The sequence below is a fragment of the Pseudonocardia sp. DR1-2 genome (assembly GCF_023717215.1).
Taxonomy (GTDB): Bacteria; Actinomycetota; Actinomycetes; order Mycobacteriales; family Pseudonocardiaceae; genus Pseudonocardia; species Pseudonocardia alni.
Genome location: NZ_JAMQOF010000002.1, coordinates 255,921 through 273,298, shown reverse-complemented (window position 1 = coordinate 273,298; position 17,378 = coordinate 255,921). Strand labels below are relative to the sequence as shown.

Sequence of the window (17,378 nt, the reverse complement as noted above, 5' to 3'; positions counted from 1 at the left end):
GGGACTCTAGGTAGAGTGACCGAGTGTGAACACCCTCGCTGAGAAGGGTGGTTGCGTCTTCGCGCCGACAGGTCGACGGAGAGCGCCGAAGAGCAAGATCCCGCCATTTCGGCAGTAATGCTGGGCCGAACAGAGCAATGGGACTCTCAGGGTCACCCGTTCAGGCTAAGCGGTCACGGTACGTCGCACCGTTAGCCGATTGTGACGGGCTGCCGGTCGAGGAACAGTGACCGTGCCTCCCCGGTGCTCCCCGCACGACCTCACGAGCTCCCCGCTCCCCGACCTCCGCAGGATCTGTGAACGATCACGCTCCCCCCGTCTCGCCGTCCCTCCCGATCCCCGCGCCCCGTGCCGAGATGCGTGCGCTCAGCGTGCTGCTGGCCCTGCCGCCGTCGGCGGGCACCGCCTCGCTCGGCCGCGGGCTGCGCCAGGACCTCGCCGCCGAAGGCGTGGACCTCGTCGTCGTCGCCGACGGCATCGAGTTGCTGGACACCCTGCGCTCCCGCGGCGCCGACCTGCTCGTGCTCGACATGGAGCTGCCGGGCCCGGAGCCGTCGGTGCTGCTCGGAGCCGTGCAGTCCGAGTCCCCGCCGACCCCGGTGATCACCGTCGTGCCGCGCGAACGGCGGGCCGGGGTGATCGGCATGCTGCGCGGCGACCGCGACGACTTCCTGATCCGGCCGTTCGTCCCGGACGAGCTCGCGTCCCGGATCCGGCTCCGGCTGCGTGCCGCCGCGGGGCTGCCCGCGCCGACGGTGCTCGGGCACGGCGGCCTGTCCGTCGACGTCGACGCCGGCCAGGTGTTCGTCGACGGCCGCCGGGTCGCGCTGTCCCCGACCGAGTACGCGCTGCTGCTCGCGCTGGCCGAGCAGGCGGGCGAGCCGGTCGCGCTCGACGACCTGGGCCGCCGCGCCTGGACCGAACCGGTGTCGGCCAACCTGGTGCAGGTCTACGTGTCCTACCTGCGGCGCAAGATCGGTCCCGAGCGGATCAGGACCATTCGGGGGCTGGGCTACCAGCTGGACGGCTGAGCCGGGCTCTCAGGATCCGAAGGACGACGCGACGTCGAGCAGCAGGTCGTTCTCCTCCGGCGTGGACACGGTGACCCGCACCCCGTCGGTGGCGAACGGACGCACGATCACCTTCCGCTCGCCGCAGTGCGTCGCGAACGCCGTGGCCCGGTCCCCGAGCGGCAGCCACACGAAGTTCGCCTGGGTCTCCGGCACGGTGAACCCGGACCCGCGCAGCCCGGCGGCCACCCGGTCCCGCTCCGCGACGACGGCGGCGCAGTCGGCGAGGATCTCCTCCCGGTGCTCCAGCGCGGCGACGGCACCCGCCTGGGCGACCGAGCTGACCCCGAACGGCGGCGCCACCTTGCGCAGCGCGGTCGCGACCTCCTCGGAGGTCAGGGCGTAGCCGACCCGCAGTCCCGCCAGCCGGTAGGCCTTGGAGAAGGTGCGCAGCACGACCAGGTTCGGGTGGGCGTCGAGCAGCGGCCGGCCGCTGACGGCGTCGGGGTCGGTGACGTACTCGGCGTAGGCCTCGTCGAGCACCACCAGCACGTCCGACGGCACGGCGTCCAGGAAGCGGGCGAACTCGTCGCGGTGCACGGCCGGGCCGGTCGGGTTGTTCGGGCTGCACACGAACACCACCCGGGTCCGCTCGGTGACCGCGGCGGCCATCGCGACGAGGTCGTGCCGGAAGTCGGCGTCCAGCGGCACGGTGCGGATCTCCGCCCCGCCGATCCGGGTCACGATCGGGTACGCCTCGAACGAGCGCCAGGCGAACAGCACCTCGTCACCGGGGCCCAGGCAGCCGATCTGCACGAGCTGCTGGCACAGCGTCACCGACCCGCAGCCGACCGCGACCCGCTCGGGCTCCAGGGCGTACAGGTCCGCGATGCGTCCGGTCAGCTCGACGACGCCGAGGTCCGGATACCGGTTGCCACCTGCCGCGGCGCGGGCGATGGCCTCCAGCACCGCGGGAGCGGGCGGCGCGGCGACCTCGTTGCTCGCGAGCTTGATCGCCCCGGGGACGGTGCGACCCGGCACGTAGGCGGGCAGGGTGTCCAGATCGGGACGGATCAGCGTCATGACGGCAACGGTATCCGCCGGGGGTCGAACCCGGGCCCGTGCTCTGGTTGAGTGACGTCATGACGACGACCGCTGTCCGGACCGAGGGCGTGCCGCTGACCGACGGGGGCGAGCTGCGCCTGACCGTGGCCGAACCCGACGGTCCGGTCCGCGGCGGTGTCGTCGTCCTGCAGGAGGCCCGGGGGGTCACCGACTCCATCCGGCTGCTCGTCACCGGCCTCGCCGCGGACGGCTGGCTCGCCGTCGCCCCGCACCTCTACCGCGACGCCGGCGCGGGCGGCGACCTCGCCGACGGCTCCGAGGCCGCGGTCGCCGAGCACGTCGGCAGCCTCGAGCCGCGCCAGGTCATGGACGACTGCGACACCGCGTTCGGCTGGCTGGGCGACGTCGGCATCGAGGCCGACCGGATGGGCGTGCTCGGGTTCGACCTCGGGGGCACGGTGGCGCTGCACGTCGCGGCCAACCGCACCCTCGGCGCGGCGATCACGGTCGCGGGTGGCGGGATCGAGTCGTCCCCGTGGTCCAGCCTGCCCGCCCTGGTCGAGACCGCACCCGAGCTGACCTGCCCCTGGCTGGGCATCTACTCGGAGGCGTCCGACACCGACGCCGTCGCCCGCCTGCGCGACGCCGCGGCGTCCTCCGGGAAGGCGACCGACGTCGTGATCTACCCGAGCACCGGCTACCGCTTCGACGACGACCCGGACTCGGCCGCCGAGGCCTGGCAGCGGGTCCTCAACTGGTTCGACGCGCACCTGCGCTGACGAAGACCCCGGCGCGCGCGGCGGCCGCGGTCGCCGCGGCCGCACGGTGGGCGTCCGCGGTGTCCGGACGCGTCCCGCGTGTGAGGAGCTGGTGGTAGAGCGGGGCGGAGACCGCGCGGACGACGCCGGCCGGGTCGGTGCCCGCCGGTAGCTCGCCGCGGGCCACGGCGTCGGTGACGCACGGCTCCCAGACGGCGGTCCGGGCGTCGTAGAAGCCGCGCAGCGCGCGTGCGGTCCCGGCGTCGTCGACGGCGGCGCAGACCAGCGCGGTGAGCAGCGGCCCCTGTCGCGGGTCGGCCAGTGTGGATCGGACCAGCTCGGCGTTGGCGAGCAGGTCGCCGTCGAGCGAGCCGGTGTCGGCGCGCGGGGCGGAGGTCTCGATCATGTCGGTGACCAGGTCCTCCAGCACCGCGGGCACGCTGCCCCAGCGGCGGTAGACCGTCGTCTTGCCGACACCCGCCCGGCGCGCGAGTTCGGCGAGGTCCAGGCCCGGCAGCCCGAGCTCGATCAGGGCGTCGCCCGCGGCGGCCAGCACGGCGGACCGGACCCGCGCGGTCCGGCCGCCCGGCCTGCTCATCTCCGGTGCCACGGCGCCCACCCTAACCCGTGACGGAACCGGAGTCCCGTTTGGCGTGCTACGTTCTAACGGAACCACAGTTCCTTTAGAGGAGGATGGGCATGGAGTACCGACGGTTGGGTCGCAGCGGGTTGCAGGTCCCGGTCCTGAGCTTCGGCGCGGGCACGTTCGCCGGGCGCGGCGAGCTGTTCGGCGCGTGGGGGTCGGTCGACGTCGCCGGAGCGCGCCGGATGGTGGACCGGTGCCTCGACGCGGGGGTGACCCTGTTCGACACCGCCGACGTCTACTCCGACGGCGGGTCGGAGGAGGTCCTCGGAGCGGCGCTGCGGCAGCGCCGCGACGAGGTCCTGATCTCGACCAAGGCCGGCCTGCCGACCGGCCCCGGCCCGAACGACGCGGGCACCGGGCGCCTCCACCTGGTCCGCGCCGTCGAGGACGCCCTGCGCCGGCTCGGCACCGACCGGATCGACCTGTTCCAGCTGCACGCCTACGACGCGGGCACCCCGCCCGAGGAGGTGCTCGCGACGCTGGACGTGCTCGTCCGGTCGGGCAAGGTGCGCTACACCGGCGTCTCCAACCACCCCGGGCGACGGCTGGTGCGGACCCTGGACCTGGCCGACCGGCACGGGTGGCCGCGGCCCGTCGCGCACCAGGTGTACTACTCGCTGGTCGGCCGCGACTACGAGTGGGACCTCATGCCGCTGGGCCACGAGGAGGGCGTCGGCGCCCTGGTCTGGAGCCCGCTGGGCTGGGGACGGCTCACCGGCCGGGTCCGGCGGGGCGCCCCGCTGCCCGCGGGCAGCCGGCTGCACACCACCGCCGAGGCGGGCCCGCCCGTCCCCGACGACCTGCTGTTCGACGTCGTCGACGTGCTCGACGCGATCGCCGCCGAGACCGGCCGCACGGTGCCGCAGATCGCGCTGAACTGGCTCACGACCCGCCCGACCGTCAGCTCGGTCATCGTCGGCGCCCGCGACCTGGCGCAGCTGGAGGACAACCTCGGCGCGGTCGGCTGGCGCCTGGACGACGACCAGGTCGCCCGGCTGGACGCGGCCTCGCACCGTCCTGCGCCGTACCCCTACTTCCCGTACGAGCGGCAGGAGGCCTTCGCTCGGCTCGCGCCGCCGCTCGTCGGCGCCCCGGCCTGACCGCCCCCCTGTGACGGGCACCCTGTCTCGGCGGGCCGGAGTGGGGTCCGGCCACTGGTGCGCGGCCGGGGCCGTCGGGGATGCTCGGGGCATGCCGCCCGTGTCGTCGCCGCAGACCGTCACCGATCCGGACACCCCCGAGCTCCTGTGGAGCCCGGACCCGGACCGGGTGGCGGACACCGAGATCGTCCGGTTCGCGACCTGGGCGCGTGACGAGCGGGGCGCCCCGCTGTCCGACGTCACCGACTACGCGCAGCTGCACACCTGGTCGGTGACCGACCTGGAGGGCTTCTGGTCGGCCGTCGCCGAGTACTCCGGCGTGCTGTTCCACGACCGCCCCACGGCCACAGTCGGCTCCCGTGACATGCCCGGCGCGCAGTGGTTCCCGGGCGCGACCCTCAACTACGCCGAGCACGCCCTGACCCCCGGCCCGGGCCGCGCCGACGACGACATCGCCGTCGAGTTCGTCCGCGAGGACGGCCTGGAGCGCACCGTCACCCACGCCGAGCTGCGCGACCAGGTCGCCCGCGCCCGCGCCGGGCTCGTCCGGGCCGGCGTCGGACAGGGGGACCGGGTCGTCGCGCTCGCCCCGAACTCCGTCGAGACCCTGGTCGCGTTCCTGGCGGCGGCGAGCCTCGGCGCGATCTGGTCGTCCTGCTCGCCGGACTTCGGCGCCCGCGCCGTGCACGACCGCTTCGCCCAGATCGAGCCCGCCGTGCTCGTCGCCGTCGACGGGTACCGCTACAACGGCAAGGGCTTCGACATCCGCGACAAGGTCGCCGACCTGCAGCGACAGCTGCCGACGCTGCGTGCGACCGTCCTCGTGCCCTACCTCGACCCCGACGCGACCCTCGACGGCACGACGACCTGGGCCGGGTTCACCGCCGAGCCCGGCCCGCTGGAGTTCACGCCCGTCCCGTTCGACCACCCCCTGTGGGTGCTCTACTCCTCGGGCACCACCGGCCTGCCCAAGGGCATCGTGCACGGCCACGGCGGCATCGTCGTGGAGCACCTGAAGGCGATGCGTCTCCAGCACGGGCTCGGGCCGGGGGAGCGGTTCTTCTGGTTCACCACCACCGGCTGGATGATGTGGAACTTCCTGGTCGGCGGCCTGCTCGTGGGCGCGACCATCGTGATGTTCGACGGCAGCCCCGGCCACCCCGACCTCGGCGCGCTGTGGGCGCTCGCCGCGCGGCACCGGGTGTCGCTGTTCGGGGTCTCCGCGCCCTACGTGCAGTCCTGCATGAAGGCCGGCCTGCGCCCCGGCGACGACCACGACCTCTCCGCGATGCGCGCGCTCGGCTCCACCGGCGCGCCGCTGTCGGTCGACGGGTTCCGCTGGATCGGCGAGGCCGCCGGGTCGCACATCCAGATCTGCTCGGTCTCCGGCGGCACCGACGTCTGCGCGGCCTTCCTCACCAGCGCCCCCACGGTGCCGGTGTGGCTGGGTGAGCTGTCCTGCGCGGCGCTCGGCGCCGACGTCCGTTCCTGGGCCGAGGACGGCACCGACCTGCTCGACGACGTCGGCGAGCTGATCATCACCACGCCGACCCCGTCGATGCCGGTCATGTTCTGGAACGACCCGGACGGCACCCGCCTGCGCGAGTCCTACTACGAGGACTTCCCCGGCAACTGGCGGCACGGCGACTGGGTCCGCCGCACCCCGCGCGGCTCCTACGTCATCTACGGCCGCTCGGACTCCACGCTCAACCGTGGTGGGGTCCGGATGGGCACCGCCGACTTCTACGCCGTCGTCGAGAACGTCGACGGGGTCGCGGACTCCCTGGTGATCGACACGACCGCGCTCGGTGAGCGCGAGGAGGGGGCCCTGCTCTGCTTCCTCGTCCTCGACGAGGGTGTCGCGCTCGACGACGTCGAGCCGACCCTGCGCTCGCTGCTGCGCAAGGAGCTCTCGCCGCGGCACGTGCCGGACCGGTTCGTCGTCGTCGACGCGGTGCCGCGCACCCTGAACGGCAAGAAGTGCGAGGTGCCGGTGAAGAAGATCCTCTCCGGCACCGCACCGGAGAAGGCGGTGTCGGCCGGCGCCCTCCAGAATCCCGACGCGCTGACCCCGTTCGTGGCCCTCGCAGGGGCCTGACCTGCGCCGGATCGGGGTCCTCCGGCCAGGGGGACCCCGGTTCCGGACGGCCGGAACGCCCGTGTAGTGTTGCGCTCGCTGGTGGCCGTCAGGCACCGGGGAGGCTTCGCCTAGTCTGGTCTATGGCGCCGCACTGCTAATGCGGTTTGGGGTAACCCCCCATCCCGGGTTCAAATCCCGGAGCCTCCGCACCGGCACGGCGGTGGGTACACCGGTCGCCGGCCGACAACTGAAGATTGCTACGCTGGAGACAGCAACGCGCCCGTAGCTCAACGGATAGAGCATCTGACTACGGATCAGAAGGTTAGGGGTTCGAATCCCTTCGGGCGCACACATCGAGATCGGCCCTGACCAGCGGTGATGGTCAGGGCCGCTTCCTTTCCCGGCCCTGGGGTCGATCCGGGCCCGTGCGCCCTGCCCGCTCCGCCCCACGACCGGCCGGGCCTCGGCCATGATGGTGGCCGGGCCCCGTGGCCCGGGGAGGTCGACGAGCAGATGAAGATCGGCGAGCTGGCGGAACGCACCGGCGTCAGCGTCCGGATGCTGCGGTACTACGAGCAGCAGGGCCTTCTGACCTCCACCCGCAGTACCGGCGGTCAGCGCCTGTACTCCCTCCACGAGTCCGAGCGGGTCGAGCTGCTGCGCACGCTGTTCGCGGCGGGGCTGTCGAGCCGCACCATCGCGAGCCTGCTGCCGTGCGTGGACACGCCGGGTCCGCAGACCGCCGACGAGGCCTACGCGACGATGTGCCGTGAGCGGGACCGGCTCAGTGTCGCGATGGCGACGCTGGCGACCGCACGCGACGCCCTGGACGGCCTCATCGCCTGCAACTCCGAGCACCGGGCCGCCCTCGCGTCGCCACGACGCACCGCCTGAACGTCCACCCACCGCGGTGACCCGGGTCACGATCGCTGGCACCTGACACCGATGTCAGGTCCTAGCGTCGGGACCGTGATCAACGCATACGGGTACCGCACCTTCGGGGGGCCCGAGGTCCAGGAGTTCCTCGCCCGTCCCGCCCCCGTCCCGGCCGCCCACGAGGTCGCCGTCGCCGTCGGCGTCGCCGGGGTCAACCCCCTCGACCACGTGCTGCGCGCCGGACTCCTGCCCGCCCTGAACGGCGCTGTGCCGTTCCCGCAGGTCCTCGGCATGGAGGCGGCGGGCGTGGTCACCGCCGTCGGGTCCGGGGTCCGGGGGCTGGAGGTGGGCGACCGCGTGTTCGGGTTCGCGCTCACCGGGGCGGGGACCTACGCCCGCACGACCGTCCTCCTCGGATCCGCCACGGCCCGCACCCCCGACGGGCTGTCCGACCGGTGGGCGGCCACCATCCCCGTCGCGGGGACCACGGCACTCGACGTGATCGACCAGCTCGGCCTCCCGCCCGGCGCGCGTCTGCTCGTCAACGGGATCGGCGGCGGCGTCGGTATCGCCACCGCCCAGCTCGCCCGTGCCCGCGGACTCCGCGTCGTCGGCACCGCCGGTGGAGCCAAGCGGGCGACCGTCACCGCCACCGGCGCAGCCTTCGTCGACTACACCGGTCCGACGGCCGAGGCCGACCTGCGCGCGTTCGCGCCCGACGGATTCGACGGCATCGTCGACCTCGTCGGCGGGGCCTCGCTGCGCGCCGTGGCACCGCTGGCCGCCGCGGCGACGACGGTGGTCTCGGTCGGAGACCCCACGGTGGTCGAGATCGGAGGCGCCGTGGTCGAGCGGCACACCGACCGCCCCACCCTGGAGCGGGTGGCGGACCTGATGGTGCAGGGGGTCCTCGACCCGAACATCACCGCCGTCCACACCCTCGACGAGGCGGCGCAGGCTCTGGCGGGCGTGGAGAACGGCCACGCGACGGGCAAGACGGTCCTCGACCTGACCGGCTGAGCGCCGGCCTCCGGTGGGGAACGACCGGCATCGGGGATTCCGGACCTGCGCCACGCGCCGGCCACGGAGCGGCAGGTCAGGGGTGCGATCCCCCTCGGGCGCACACGTCGATCGCCGTCGCGTCCGCCGAGGTCGCTCCCGGCCGGCGGACCCGCCCGGCGCGGGGCCGGTCCGCGGCGCCGGTCAGCCAGGCCCGCAGCGCCGCGGCCACGGCGACGGGGTTCTCGTAGGGCGTCAGGTGCCCCACGTCGTCGAGCACGACGACATCGGGGTCGCCGGGAAGCCTGGACCGGAGTTCGTAGGCCTGGCCCAGGGGGATCCAGGGGTCGGCGCGGCCCCAGCCGATGCGTGTCGGGCAGCGCGTGGCGCCCAGCCTCTCCGCCACCGCGCGGGTGTCGGCGGAGCTCAGTGCGGCGATCTGGAGGTAGAAGGCGGCCTGCCCGCCGGGAGCCGTCCACGGGGACACGAGTGCGTCGACGTCCCGGTCCGGCAGCTCCCGCGAGAGCGCGCCGGTGATGTACCCCGTCACCAGTGCGGCGTGCAGGTCCGGGGGGAGCCGGGCGAACACGTCGGTGTTCCCGGCGACCAGCCGGAAGAAGGGCGAACCCCACGGGTCGAGCGTGACGACGTCCCAGAGGAACAGGTCGGCGTAGTCCGCCCCGTGCAGCAGGTGCGCTCCCAGCGCGACCGCGCCGCCGATGTCGTGTGCGACCACGTGCGGATGGTGGAGACCCCAGGTACGGAGGAGGGAGGCCAGTCGCGCCATCTGCGAGCGGAGGTCCGTCGCGACCGCCGGACCCTTCTCCGAGTCCCCGTAGCCCGGCATGTCCCAGAGGAACACGCGATGGTCGCGGCCCAGCTCCCGGGCGACGCGGCCCCAGACCTGCGAGGACCACGGCGTGCCGTGGCACAGGACGACGTCTCCCCGGACCGGCCCCGCGGGCTCCACGACCCGGGTGGCGACGCAGGTCCCGCCGACGTCGACCGGGATCGGGTCGGGCAGCAGCGGCTCGTGTGTCAGCATGGGGCGACGCTAGAACTTCAGGTCGACCTGAGGTCAACGCCGGGAAGGACGTGGGACGGTGAGGATCGGCGAGGCCGCCCGGCGGGTCGGCGTCGATCCGCACGTCCTGCGGCACTGGAACGACGAGGGGGTCGTCGTTCCCGATCGCGCCGCGTCGGGTCATCGCGAGTACACCGACGAGCATGTCCGTCGCCTCCGCGTGGTGCAGGCGTGCCGGGGTGTCGGGATGAGCCTTGCGGAGATCCGGCTCGTGCTCCACCGTGGCGACGCGGAACGCGCCCGGGTCATCGAGGAGAGGCTGCGCCGTATCCGGGAGCAGCGCGCCCGGCTGGCGGAGGCGGAGATATTCCTCGGGCACGTCGTCGACTGCACGCACGACCTGCTCACCCGGTGCGAGGACTGCTCGGCATACGCCGCGACGATCCCGGAGCCGGTCGACGGGCCCGGACCGGATACACCTCGGCCCCGGCCGGGGTGGCCGGGGCCGGGCAGGAGCGCGGTCAGTCCTTCGTGAAGGCGTCCTTGACCTTCTCGCCGGCCTGCTTGAGGTTGCCCTTGGCCTGGTCGCCCTTGCCCTCGGCCTCGAGCTTCTCGTCGTCGGTCGCCTTGCCGACGGTCTCCTTGGCCTTGCCCGTGAGCTCCTCGGTCTTGTTCGCGACCTTGTCGTCCGCTGCCATGGGTGTCTCCTCGGCTCGTTGGTCACCGCTGTCCTGCGCCACCGCGGGGGTGTCGCGCACGGCGTGGGTCCGGGTACCACGCCGCGGGCGCGGGAAACGGCGGGTCCGTATGCGGTTCGTCCGGTTCAGGCGGATCATGCAGGAGTGCCCGGTCGCCGTTCCCCCGCCGCGTGGTCCCGTCGCCTGCGGATGACGGGCGTCGCCGGTGCGCTCCCGCTCCTGGTCGCCTGCGCGCCCGGGGCCGCGGCTCCCGCGTCGCCCGGCCCGCCGGACACCCCGGAGTTGACGGTCGTCCAGATGAACCTGTGCGACAGCGGGATCGCGGGTTGCTACACCGGGCGAGCCGTCGAGGCCGCGGCCGATCTCGTGCGGACCGAGGTGCCGGACGCGGTCACCCTCAACGAGGTGTGCCGCGCGGGCGTCGAGCGGATCGAGCGGGCGCTCGCCGGGGCCGCGCCGGGGTCGTCGACGTCCTCGGCGTTCCAGCCTGCCCGCGAGCGCGACACCGGCGCGCCGTACCGCTGCGCGAACGGTGACGAGTACGGCATCGGCGTGGTCTCGCGTGCCCCGTCGAGCGTCGCGAGCGCCGGGATCCACCCGGCGCAGGACCCGCGTGACCCCGAGGAGCGTGCCTGGCTCTGCCTGGACACGACGACCGCGGGTGGCCCGCTCGGGGTCTGCACCTCGCACCTGGCTTACACCGACCGCGCCGTCACCCGTGCCCAGTGCGGGTACCTGTTCGACACCGTCGTCGCGGGCCTGCGGTCCCGCGCTCACGCCGGACCGGTCGTCGTGGGGGCCGACCTCAACCTGGGGGCGGCCGAGGACCCCGACCTGCGGTCCTGTCTGCCCCCGGGGTCGGCACCGGCCGCCGACGACGGGGTCCAGCACGTCGTCGTCATCCCCGCGGCGGCCGCGGCACGGACCCGGGTGATCGACCTGGGCGGCACCACCGACCATCCGGCGCTGCTGGTCACGGTGCGCCCCGAGGCCGGATCTGCGTAGCGCTGCGGATCGACGGGGCCCCGCCGGCCGGTAGAACGGTCACACGACGCGGGAGGGGTGGGGTCATGGACGAGGACCTGGCCGTCGGTGCGGTGCTGGGCGACTTCGAGATCCGGGGACGGCTCGGGGCCGGGGGGATGGGGGTCGTGCTGCGGGCCCACGACCGTCGACACGGCGGCGAGGTCGCGCTGAAGGTGCTGCCCGCCCGTCTCGCCGGGGACCCGGTCGTCGTGGAGCGGTTCCGGCGGGAGGCCCGCGCGGCGTTCGAGCTGCGCGACCCACACGTCGTGCCGGTCCACGGGTTCGGTGAGGTCGACGGCCGGCTCTACCTCTCGATGCGCCTGGTCGACGGCGAGGACCTGGCCCGTGTCCTCGCCCGGCGCGCACCGCTGGAGCCCCGCCGGGCCGCCCGGATCGTCCGCCAGGCCGCGCACGCCCTCGACGCCGCGCACGCCGCGGGCCTGGTGCACCGGGACGTCAAACCGGCGAACCTGCTCGTCGTCGAGGACCGGGACGACTTCACCGCACTCACCGACTTCGGCATCGCCCGCGCGGTCGGCCCGAACCCGGACACCGCGCTCACCGAGACCGGCGCCACCGTCGGCACGCTCGCCTACCTCGCCCCGGAGCGGCTCGCGGGCCGCACGCCGGTCGACGGGCGTGCCGACGTCTACTCCCTGACCTGCGTGCTCGTCGAGATGCTGACCGGGCGCACGCCGTTCCCGGAGGCGGACCCGGCCGCCGTGCTCACCGCGCACCTGATGGCCCCGCCGCCCCGGGTGACCGGGCGCCGGCCCGGCCTCGCCCCCGGCTGGGACGACGTCGTCGCCCGCGGGATGGCGAAGGACCCCGCCGACCGGTTCCCGACCGCCGGTGCACTCGCGGCCGCGGTCGACGCCCTCGCCGGGGACCGTCCCGTGCCGGACCCGACCCTCCGGGCGACCGCCCCCGTCCTCCCCGGGACCGATGTCGCGCCCCGTGGCGGCGGGCGGCGGTTGCCGGTCCTGGTCGGCGCCTGCCTTGCGGGGGCGGTGGTCGCGCTCGGCGCGACCTGGGCGCTGCTGACCGTTCCGTCCGGCGCGCCGCCCGCCGGGCAGGGTGCGACGGCGACGACCGGACCGGTGCAGCCCGCCGAGGCCACGACCACCCTGCCCGCCGCCGACCTGGGCCTCGGCCGTCCGCTCGCACCGGTGTCCTGCGCGGCGCCGGCGGACCTGGTCGTCGTCGGCGCGGCCGTCGACCCCGCGCGCTACCGCGAGGACGTGTCCGAGCACCTGCGCGCCCACCCCGGCGCGAACTACCTGCTCGCCGACGGCAGCTGCGTCCCCTTCCGGTCCCGGACCGACGCGGGCAACCCGATCTACGTCTCCTACCTGGGACCGTTCGCCGACCGAGGCGACGCCTGCGCGGCGCTGGCCCGGGCCGGCGGCGACGCCTACCTGCGCCCGGTCACCGGCCCGGTCGGATCGGCGGGTCCGCGGCCCTGCTGACCCGCGTGCCGGGTCGTGACCCGGAGTTCACCGGCGGAAACACCGATGTGCCCCGGAGCGGTCATGCTTCGCGCTCACCCCGCGCACCCCCGACGGGACCTGGGTTCCGAGGTCCCTGCGGGATAGTGTCCTGGCTCACGGCGCCGACGCCGGCGGAGCCGATGCGAGCTGTCGAGGAGGCCCCGAGTGCGCTACTGGACCACTGAGGACCGCCCGGCCGGTGAGCAGTTCAGCTACTGGCGCGAGGTGATCTGCGAGGCGTTCACCCCGCTCGCCGCGGAGCTGCCCGGCGCGCGGCGGACCGGCCGGGCCCACGCGCGCGAGATCCGCAGCTGGGTGCGCTCCAGCAGGCTCACCGCCACCAACTGCGCCGAGGTGTCGTCGGCGACGCAGCTCATCACCCACGGCGCGGCCGAGGTGCGGCGCACCGTCACCGACCACGTGTTCGTGAACCTGCAGATCAGCGGCCACTGCGTGGGGACCCAGGCCGGGCGCCGCTGCGTCGTCGGACCGGGCGGCTTCGCGTTGTTCGACACCACCCGCGAGTACGCGCTGGACTTCGTCGCCGACGACCGGAGCGAGGAGTGGCGCTGCGTCTCGTTCCGGGTGCCGCGCGCCCGGCTGCTGCCGCTGGTGGCCGACCTCGACGGCGCCACCGCGACGACCCACGACGGCGCCGCGCCCGGCATGGCCCGCATCGTCGCCTCCACCATGCTGTCCACCTGGAACGGCCTCGACGCGCTCGACCCGGCCGGCGCGGACGCCGCCGACACCGCCTTCACCACGCTGCTCGCCGCCGCGGCCGGCGGCACCGACGAGCTGCGCGACACCGGGCGCGCGGAGCTCGACGCGGGCCTGCGGGCCGCGGTCAACCGCTACCTGGCGGCCCACCTGCGGACCGGGGACACCTCGGCCGGCGCGGTCGCGGCCCGCTTCGGCATCTCCGTCCGCAAGCTGCACCAGCTCTACGAGGGCACCGACCGCAGCTTCTCCCGCACCGTCATGGCGCTCCGCCTCGACGGGTGCACCCGCGAGCTCACCGGTCCGGCGCGGACCGGCACCCTCACCGAGCTCGCCGCCCGCTGGGGCTTCGCGGACCTGTCCCACCTCAACCGGGTCTTCCGCGCCCACCACGGCTGCCTGCCGTCGGAGTACGGCGACCGCGGCCCGGACGGACCGTGCACGCCGGTACCGGCCGCCGTGCACACCGGTTCGATCCCGGGACGGGGTGCGACGGCGACCATCGCGTCGCGTCCCTGACCCCACGGTCCGGTCGGGGCCCGACCGGAAGGTATCCGACGATGACACTGGACTTCTCCCTCGACGCCGAGCAGCTGGCCCTGCGCGAGCAGGCCCGGCAGTTCGCCGACACCGTCCTGACCGGCGTCGAGGCGGCGATCGCACCGCACCCGCAGCCCGCCGAGCGGTTCTACGCCATCCAGCCGTTCTACCGGCAGATGGCCGAGGCCGGGTTCGTGAAGGCCCTCATCCCGGCCGAGTACGGCGGCGGGAGGTTCACCTCGCTGCAGTTCGTGCTCGCCGTCGAGGAGATCGCCCGGGTCGACGTCAACGTCGCCTCCGCGATCCTCGGCACCGGCCTGGGGCTCTACCCGATCGTCCACTTCGGCACCGAGGAGCAGAAGCAGCGGTGGCTGCCGGCGTTCTGCGGTTCGGAGCCGAAGCTCGCCGCGATCGCCTATACCGAGGTCACCGGCGGCGCCAACTACGACTCGCCCGACCCGAAGGTCGGCATCCAGACCTTCGCCCGGATCGAGGGCGACGAGATCGTCCTCAACGGGGCCAAGCACTACACCACCAACGGCTCCGGCTGGGACGGCGGGGGCGCCGACCTCATCTCGGTCGTCTGCCGTACCGACCCGGCGCTGCCGCCGCAGGAGTCGCTCGCGATCGTCGTCGTCGAGCGGGGCACGCCCGGGGTGGAGATCACCGGCATGCTCGACACCATCGGCCACCGTGCCACGAACTCCCCGCGCGTCGAGTTCCACGACGTCCGCGTGCCGATCGCCAACATGATCGGCGGGCCGGGTGACGGCATGGAGATCGTGAAGAGCGCCTTCACCTGGACCTGCGCTCCGATCGGCGCGGCCTGCGTCGGGCGGATGCGGGCGGCCTTCGACTACGCCTACGAGTTCGCCCGGACCGACAACCGGTCGGGCCCGCACCCGGTCATCGAGTACCAGAACGCCGGTTACATGCTCGCCGACATCAAGATCCGCATCGAGGCGACCCGGTATCTGGCCTGGAAGGCGGCCGACCACTTCGACCGGACCGGCGGCAAGGACCGCGAGCTCGCGAACATCACGAAGATCTACGCCTCGGAGCGGTCGGTCGACGTCGTCTACGACGCGATGCGCCTGGTCGGGGTGGACGCCTACACGACCGAGACGCCGATCGCGGGGATCATGCAGGACGTCCTCTGCTTCCCCGTCTACGACGGCGGCAACATGGGCGTCCGGCGACGGCACCTGCACGAGATGCTGATGGAGCCGAGCTACGACCCGCTCGCCTCGGCCGAGAACCGGCTCGCCACCGGGACCTGACCGCCCCGGGCCGGCCCCCGTGCCGAGGGGGCCGGCCCGCTCCCGGGCTCAGGCGTGCGCGGCGACCGGGTCGTCGGCGGCCTCGGGCAGGATCTCGCCGTCCTCCAGCACGTTGGCGCCCGGCACCTCGTGCAGGAAGATCGCCACGTCGGACTTCGCGTCCCCGGTGACCGCGCACCACGCGTCGGCGATCCCGTGCAGCAGCCGGGCCCGGACCTCGGGGGAGCGGCCCTCGCGGATCAGCCCGACCATCCGCGGGCCCTCCACCGGCTCCCCGGCCACGAAGACGCTGCCCGGCGGGACCTCGGTGAAGGTGCAGTGCACGTAGCGGGCGGGGGCACCGGTGACCTCGCCGTGGACCCTCGTCACCGCCGCGGCGACCTCGGCGCGGCGGGCCAGCGTCGCGTTCCCGGTGGGCACGGTGAAGCGGTAGTAGGGCATCGTCGACCTCCGTGGTGGGACTCGAATCGAGTTCGACGGTAACGGGGCACCTGTGGCCCTGCAAGCTCGTAGGACTCGAAACGTGTCCTAGTATCGGGCGCCGTGAAGCACGACGAGCTCGGTGCCGCGTACTGCTCGGTGGCCCGCACCTGGGCGGTCCTCGGCGAGCGGTGGACGATGATGATCCTGCGCGAGTGCTTCCGCGGCCGGCGCCGCTACGACCACTTCCGCGACAAGCTCGGTCTCGGCAGCAACGTCCTCAACGACCGGCTACGCGTGCTGGTGGAGGAGGGCGTGCTCGACCGCGTGCCCTACCAGGAGCGCCCGGTCCGGCACGAGTACCGGCTCACGCCCAAGGGCGCCGACCTCTACCCGGTGCTGGTGGCGCTGATGAACTGGGGCGACCGGTACGCCGTCGACGTCCCGCCGGTCCGGCTGGTGCACCGCGGCTGCGGCCACCCCGCCGAGCCCCGGCTCACCTGCGCGCACTGCGCCGAGCCGGTGGCGTGGCGGGACATGACCGCCGAGGTCGAGCCCGACGCCTGGTGAACACCACGGGGCCGTGGCCGGGGCCGGTACCTCAGGCGGGGCCCGGCGGGTGCCGCCCATCGCCCGGGGCGAGCAGGGCGTCGGCCGTCGCCGCGTCGCAGACCAGGGTGTGGACCAGGCCCGAGCGCAGCACGGCGCGGGTGGCGTCGGCCCGCTCCGGGTCCCTGACCAGGGCGATCACGTCGCCCGCGGCGCGCAGGTCCGCCTCCCCGGCCGCGACGAGCTGGTGCGCCGGTCCGCTGTCGAGGACCCTGCCGGCGCGGTCGACCAATAGCCCGACGACCTCGCCGACCGCGCCGCCCGCGGCCAGCCGTCGTCGTTCGGGGGCGGTCAGCACGTCGTGCACGGTGGAGTGCCCGGCCCGCCACGCCCCGATCCCGACGACGGCGGTGTCCAGTGCGGCGCAGCGGGCCAGCGCGTCGGCGACGCCCGGCTGGGCCCGCACCGCGCGGGCGGTGTCGGCGTCGGGCAGCAGCAGGGGCGCGTAGACCGGGTAGGCGTCGCCGCCGCACAGCGCGGCGGCCCGGAACACCGCGGTGGCCGAGCCGTCGCGCCGCCACGGCAGCGAGTAGGCGCCGCACAGCTGCACGACCGTGCAGCGCGCGAGCCGGGGGAGGAGCCCGACGACGTCGTTGACCGTCCGGGACCAGGCCAGGCCCAGGACGTCGCCGGTGCCGACGGTCTCGGCGAGCAGCGCGGCGGCGAGCGCGGGCACCCCGCCGTCGTCCCGGGCGACCAGGGCGCGGCGCAGCCCGTGGGCGGCGCGGACGGCGGACGAGCGCCGCGCGTCGACGTCCGCGCCCGGGTCGATGTCGACCCGGACCAGTCCCCGCTCGCGGGCCGCGTCCAGCAGCCGGGCCACCTGGAACCGGCTGAGCCCCAGTTCGGTGCCGACCGCGATCCGGGACCGCCCGTGCAGCAGTACCTGCTCGGCCACCTCGGCCGCGAGCACCCGGCGGGCCGGGCCCCAGGCGGGTGCGTCGTCGTCACCGCTCATCTGAGCACCGTAGCCTGCGCATCGGCCGGTGATGTTGACCTTCCGTGCCCGCGGCCGTGTACTCGACGGTGTTGGGACC

At 74.3% G+C, this 17,378-nt stretch carries 18 protein-coding genes and 2 tRNA genes; 14 read left to right on the top strand and 6 right to left on the bottom strand.

The features are described 5' to 3' along the window. Positions 1 to 356: 356 nt before the first annotated feature. Positions 357 to 1,031 (top strand): response regulator transcription factor, encoded by a 675-nt coding sequence (locus ND486_RS06070; protein WP_218899298.1) that lies wholly within the window; start codon positions 357 to 359, stop codon positions 1,029 to 1,031. Between the two features lie 9 nt (positions 1,032 to 1,040). Here the strand turns inward: ND486_RS06070 and hisC are convergent, their stop codons facing one another. Continuing rightward, positions 1,041 to 2,093, bottom strand: a complete 1,053-nt coding sequence (gene hisC / locus ND486_RS06065) for a histidinol-phosphate transaminase (protein ID WP_251783196.1) — start codon at positions 2,091 to 2,093, stop codon at positions 1,041 to 1,043. Positions 2,094 to 2,152: 59 nt separating this feature from the next. On the opposite strand from hisC, the gene ND486_RS06060 reads away from it, so the two are divergent. After that, positions 2,153 to 2,854 (top strand): dienelactone hydrolase family protein, encoded by a 702-nt coding sequence (locus ND486_RS06060; RefSeq protein WP_208818646.1) that lies wholly within the window; start codon positions 2,153 to 2,155, stop codon positions 2,852 to 2,854. Here the strand turns inward: ND486_RS06060 and ND486_RS06055 are convergent. Then, positions 2,826 to 3,443: a TetR/AcrR family transcriptional regulator gene (locus tag ND486_RS06055; protein WP_208818645.1), complete on the bottom strand. Its 618-nt coding sequence runs from the start codon at positions 3,441 to 3,443 to the stop codon at positions 2,826 to 2,828. The two genes, ND486_RS06060 and ND486_RS06055, sit on opposite strands and share 29 nt — an antisense overlap. Before the next feature lie 89 nt (positions 3,444 to 3,532). Here ND486_RS06055 and ND486_RS06050 point away from each other — a divergent pair, with 89 nt between their 5' ends. The 6 genes from ND486_RS06050 to ND486_RS06025 all read left to right on the top strand — a co-directional run bounded on the left by ND486_RS06050 (position 3,533) and on the right by ND486_RS06025 (position 8,555). Further along, positions 3,533 to 4,579: an aldo/keto reductase gene (locus ND486_RS06050; protein ID WP_251783195.1), complete on the top strand. Its 1,047-nt coding sequence runs from the start codon at positions 3,533 to 3,535 to the stop codon at positions 4,577 to 4,579. A 91-nt stretch (positions 4,580 to 4,670) separates the two neighbouring features. Continuing rightward, positions 4,671 to 6,677 carry an acetoacetate--CoA ligase gene (locus ND486_RS06045; RefSeq protein ID WP_251783194.1) on the top strand — a complete coding sequence of 669 codons (2,007 nt, stop codon included), beginning with the start codon at positions 4,671 to 4,673 and terminating at the stop codon, positions 6,675 to 6,677. A 99-nt stretch (positions 6,678 to 6,776) separates the two neighbouring features. Further along, positions 6,777 to 6,866, top strand: a tRNA-Ser gene (locus ND486_RS06040). A 69-nt stretch (positions 6,867 to 6,935) separates the two neighbouring features. Further along, a tRNA-Arg gene (locus tag ND486_RS06035) sits at positions 6,936 to 7,008 on the top strand. Positions 7,009 to 7,172: 164 nt separating this feature from the next. Continuing rightward, positions 7,173 to 7,553, top strand: coding sequence for a MerR family transcriptional regulator (locus ND486_RS06030; protein WP_251783193.1), 381 nt, complete (start codon positions 7,173 to 7,175; stop codon positions 7,551 to 7,553). A gap of 75 nt (positions 7,554 to 7,628) precedes the next feature. Continuing rightward, on the top strand, positions 7,629 to 8,555 hold the full coding sequence (locus ND486_RS06025) for a zinc-binding dehydrogenase (protein WP_251783192.1): 927 nt from the start codon (positions 7,629 to 7,631) through the stop codon (positions 8,553 to 8,555). Positions 8,556 to 8,631: 76 nt separating this feature from the next. Here the strand turns inward: ND486_RS06025 and ND486_RS06020 are convergent, their stop codons facing one another. Next, entirely contained in the window at positions 8,632 to 9,579 is a 948-nt protein-coding gene (locus ND486_RS06020; RefSeq protein ID WP_251783191.1) for an alpha/beta fold hydrolase, read from the bottom strand. A gap of 58 nt (positions 9,580 to 9,637) precedes the next feature. On the opposite strand from ND486_RS06020, the gene ND486_RS06015 reads away from it, so the two are divergent. After that, positions 9,638 to 10,093 carry a MerR family transcriptional regulator gene (locus ND486_RS06015; protein WP_308215813.1) on the top strand — a complete coding sequence of 152 codons (456 nt, stop codon included), beginning with the start codon at positions 9,638 to 9,640 and terminating at the stop codon, positions 10,091 to 10,093. Here the strand turns inward: ND486_RS06015 and ND486_RS06010 are convergent. Beyond that, entirely contained in the window at positions 10,080 to 10,256 is a 177-nt protein-coding gene (locus tag ND486_RS06010) for a CsbD family protein (protein WP_208818640.1), read from the bottom strand. The two genes, ND486_RS06015 and ND486_RS06010, sit on opposite strands and share 14 nt — an antisense overlap. A 144-nt stretch (positions 10,257 to 10,400) precedes the next feature. Between ND486_RS06010 and ND486_RS06005 the strand changes: the two genes are divergently transcribed. The 4 genes from ND486_RS06005 (at position 10,401) to ND486_RS05990 (ending at position 15,312) form a co-directional block, all read left to right on the top strand. Continuing rightward, on the top strand, positions 10,401 to 11,261 hold the full coding sequence (locus tag ND486_RS06005; RefSeq protein WP_251783189.1) for an endonuclease/exonuclease/phosphatase family protein: 861 nt from the start codon (positions 10,401 to 10,403) through the stop codon (positions 11,259 to 11,261). A gap of 65 nt (positions 11,262 to 11,326) precedes the next feature. Beyond that, positions 11,327 to 12,751, top strand: a complete 1,425-nt coding sequence (locus ND486_RS06000) for a serine/threonine protein kinase (RefSeq protein WP_251783188.1) — start codon at positions 11,327 to 11,329, stop codon at positions 12,749 to 12,751. Between the two features lie 186 nt (positions 12,752 to 12,937). After that, complete coding sequence (locus ND486_RS05995; RefSeq protein WP_251783187.1) at positions 12,938 to 14,011, top strand: helix-turn-helix domain-containing protein; 1,074 nt, start codon at positions 12,938 to 12,940, stop codon at positions 14,009 to 14,011. A gap of 41 nt (positions 14,012 to 14,052) precedes the next feature. Next, the gene (locus ND486_RS05990; RefSeq protein WP_251783186.1) at positions 14,053 to 15,312 is read left to right on the top strand and encodes an acyl-CoA dehydrogenase family protein; all 1,260 of its coding nucleotides are present in this window, start codon (positions 14,053 to 14,055) and stop codon (positions 15,310 to 15,312) included. Positions 15,313 to 15,360: 48 nt separating this feature from the next. Here the strand turns inward: ND486_RS05990 and ND486_RS05985 are convergent, their stop codons facing one another. Beyond that, the gene (locus tag ND486_RS05985) at positions 15,361 to 15,753 is read right to left on the bottom strand and encodes a tautomerase family protein (RefSeq protein ID WP_251783185.1); all 393 of its coding nucleotides are present in this window, start codon (positions 15,751 to 15,753) and stop codon (positions 15,361 to 15,363) included. Positions 15,754 to 15,855: 102 nt separating this feature from the next. Here ND486_RS05985 and ND486_RS05980 point away from each other — a divergent pair, with 102 nt between their 5' ends. Next, positions 15,856 to 16,302 (top strand): helix-turn-helix domain-containing protein, encoded by a 447-nt coding sequence (locus ND486_RS05980; protein ID WP_251783184.1) that lies wholly within the window; start codon positions 15,856 to 15,858, stop codon positions 16,300 to 16,302. Between the two features lie 31 nt (positions 16,303 to 16,333). Here the strand turns inward: ND486_RS05980 and ND486_RS05975 are convergent, their stop codons facing one another. Continuing rightward, positions 16,334 to 17,299 (bottom strand): sugar-binding transcriptional regulator, encoded by a 966-nt coding sequence (locus ND486_RS05975; protein WP_251783183.1) that lies wholly within the window; start codon positions 17,297 to 17,299, stop codon positions 16,334 to 16,336. Positions 17,300 to 17,378 lie beyond the last annotated feature (79 nt).

Bases quoted from the DNA above. Each gene is read 5' to 3' on its own strand.
- ND486_RS06070 (WP_218899298.1), top strand. From the start codon at position 357: ATGCGTGCGCTCAGCGTGCTGCTGGCCCTGCCGCCGTCGGCGGGCACC.
- hisC (WP_251783196.1), bottom strand. From the start codon at position 2,093: ATGACGCTGATCCGTCCCGATCTGGACACCCTGCCCGCCTACGTGCCG.
- ND486_RS06060 (WP_208818646.1), top strand. From the start codon at position 2,153: ATGACGACGACCGCTGTCCGGACCGAGGGCGTGCCGCTGACCGACGGG.
- ND486_RS06050 (WP_251783195.1), top strand. From the start codon at position 3,533: ATGGAGTACCGACGGTTGGGTCGCAGCGGGTTGCAGGTCCCGGTCCTG.
- ND486_RS06045 (WP_251783194.1), top strand. From the start codon at position 4,671: ATGCCGCCCGTGTCGTCGCCGCAGACCGTCACCGATCCGGACACCCCC.
- ND486_RS06030 (WP_251783193.1), top strand. From the start codon at position 7,173: ATGAAGATCGGCGAGCTGGCGGAACGCACCGGCGTCAGCGTCCGGATG.
- ND486_RS06020 (WP_251783191.1), bottom strand. From the start codon at position 9,579: ATGCTGACACACGAGCCGCTGCTGCCCGACCCGATCCCGGTCGACGTC.
- ND486_RS06010 (WP_208818640.1), bottom strand. From the start codon at position 10,256: ATGGCAGCGGACGACAAGGTCGCGAACAAGACCGAGGAGCTCACGGGC.
- ND486_RS06000 (WP_251783188.1), top strand. From the start codon at position 11,327: ATGGACGAGGACCTGGCCGTCGGTGCGGTGCTGGGCGACTTCGAGATC.
- ND486_RS05990 (WP_251783186.1), top strand. From the start codon at position 14,053: ATGACACTGGACTTCTCCCTCGACGCCGAGCAGCTGGCCCTGCGCGAG.
- ND486_RS05985 (WP_251783185.1), bottom strand. From the start codon at position 15,753: ATGCCCTACTACCGCTTCACCGTGCCCACCGGGAACGCGACGCTGGCC.
- ND486_RS05975 (WP_251783183.1), bottom strand. From the start codon at position 17,299: ATGAGCGGTGACGACGACGCACCCGCCTGGGGCCCGGCCCGCCGGGTG.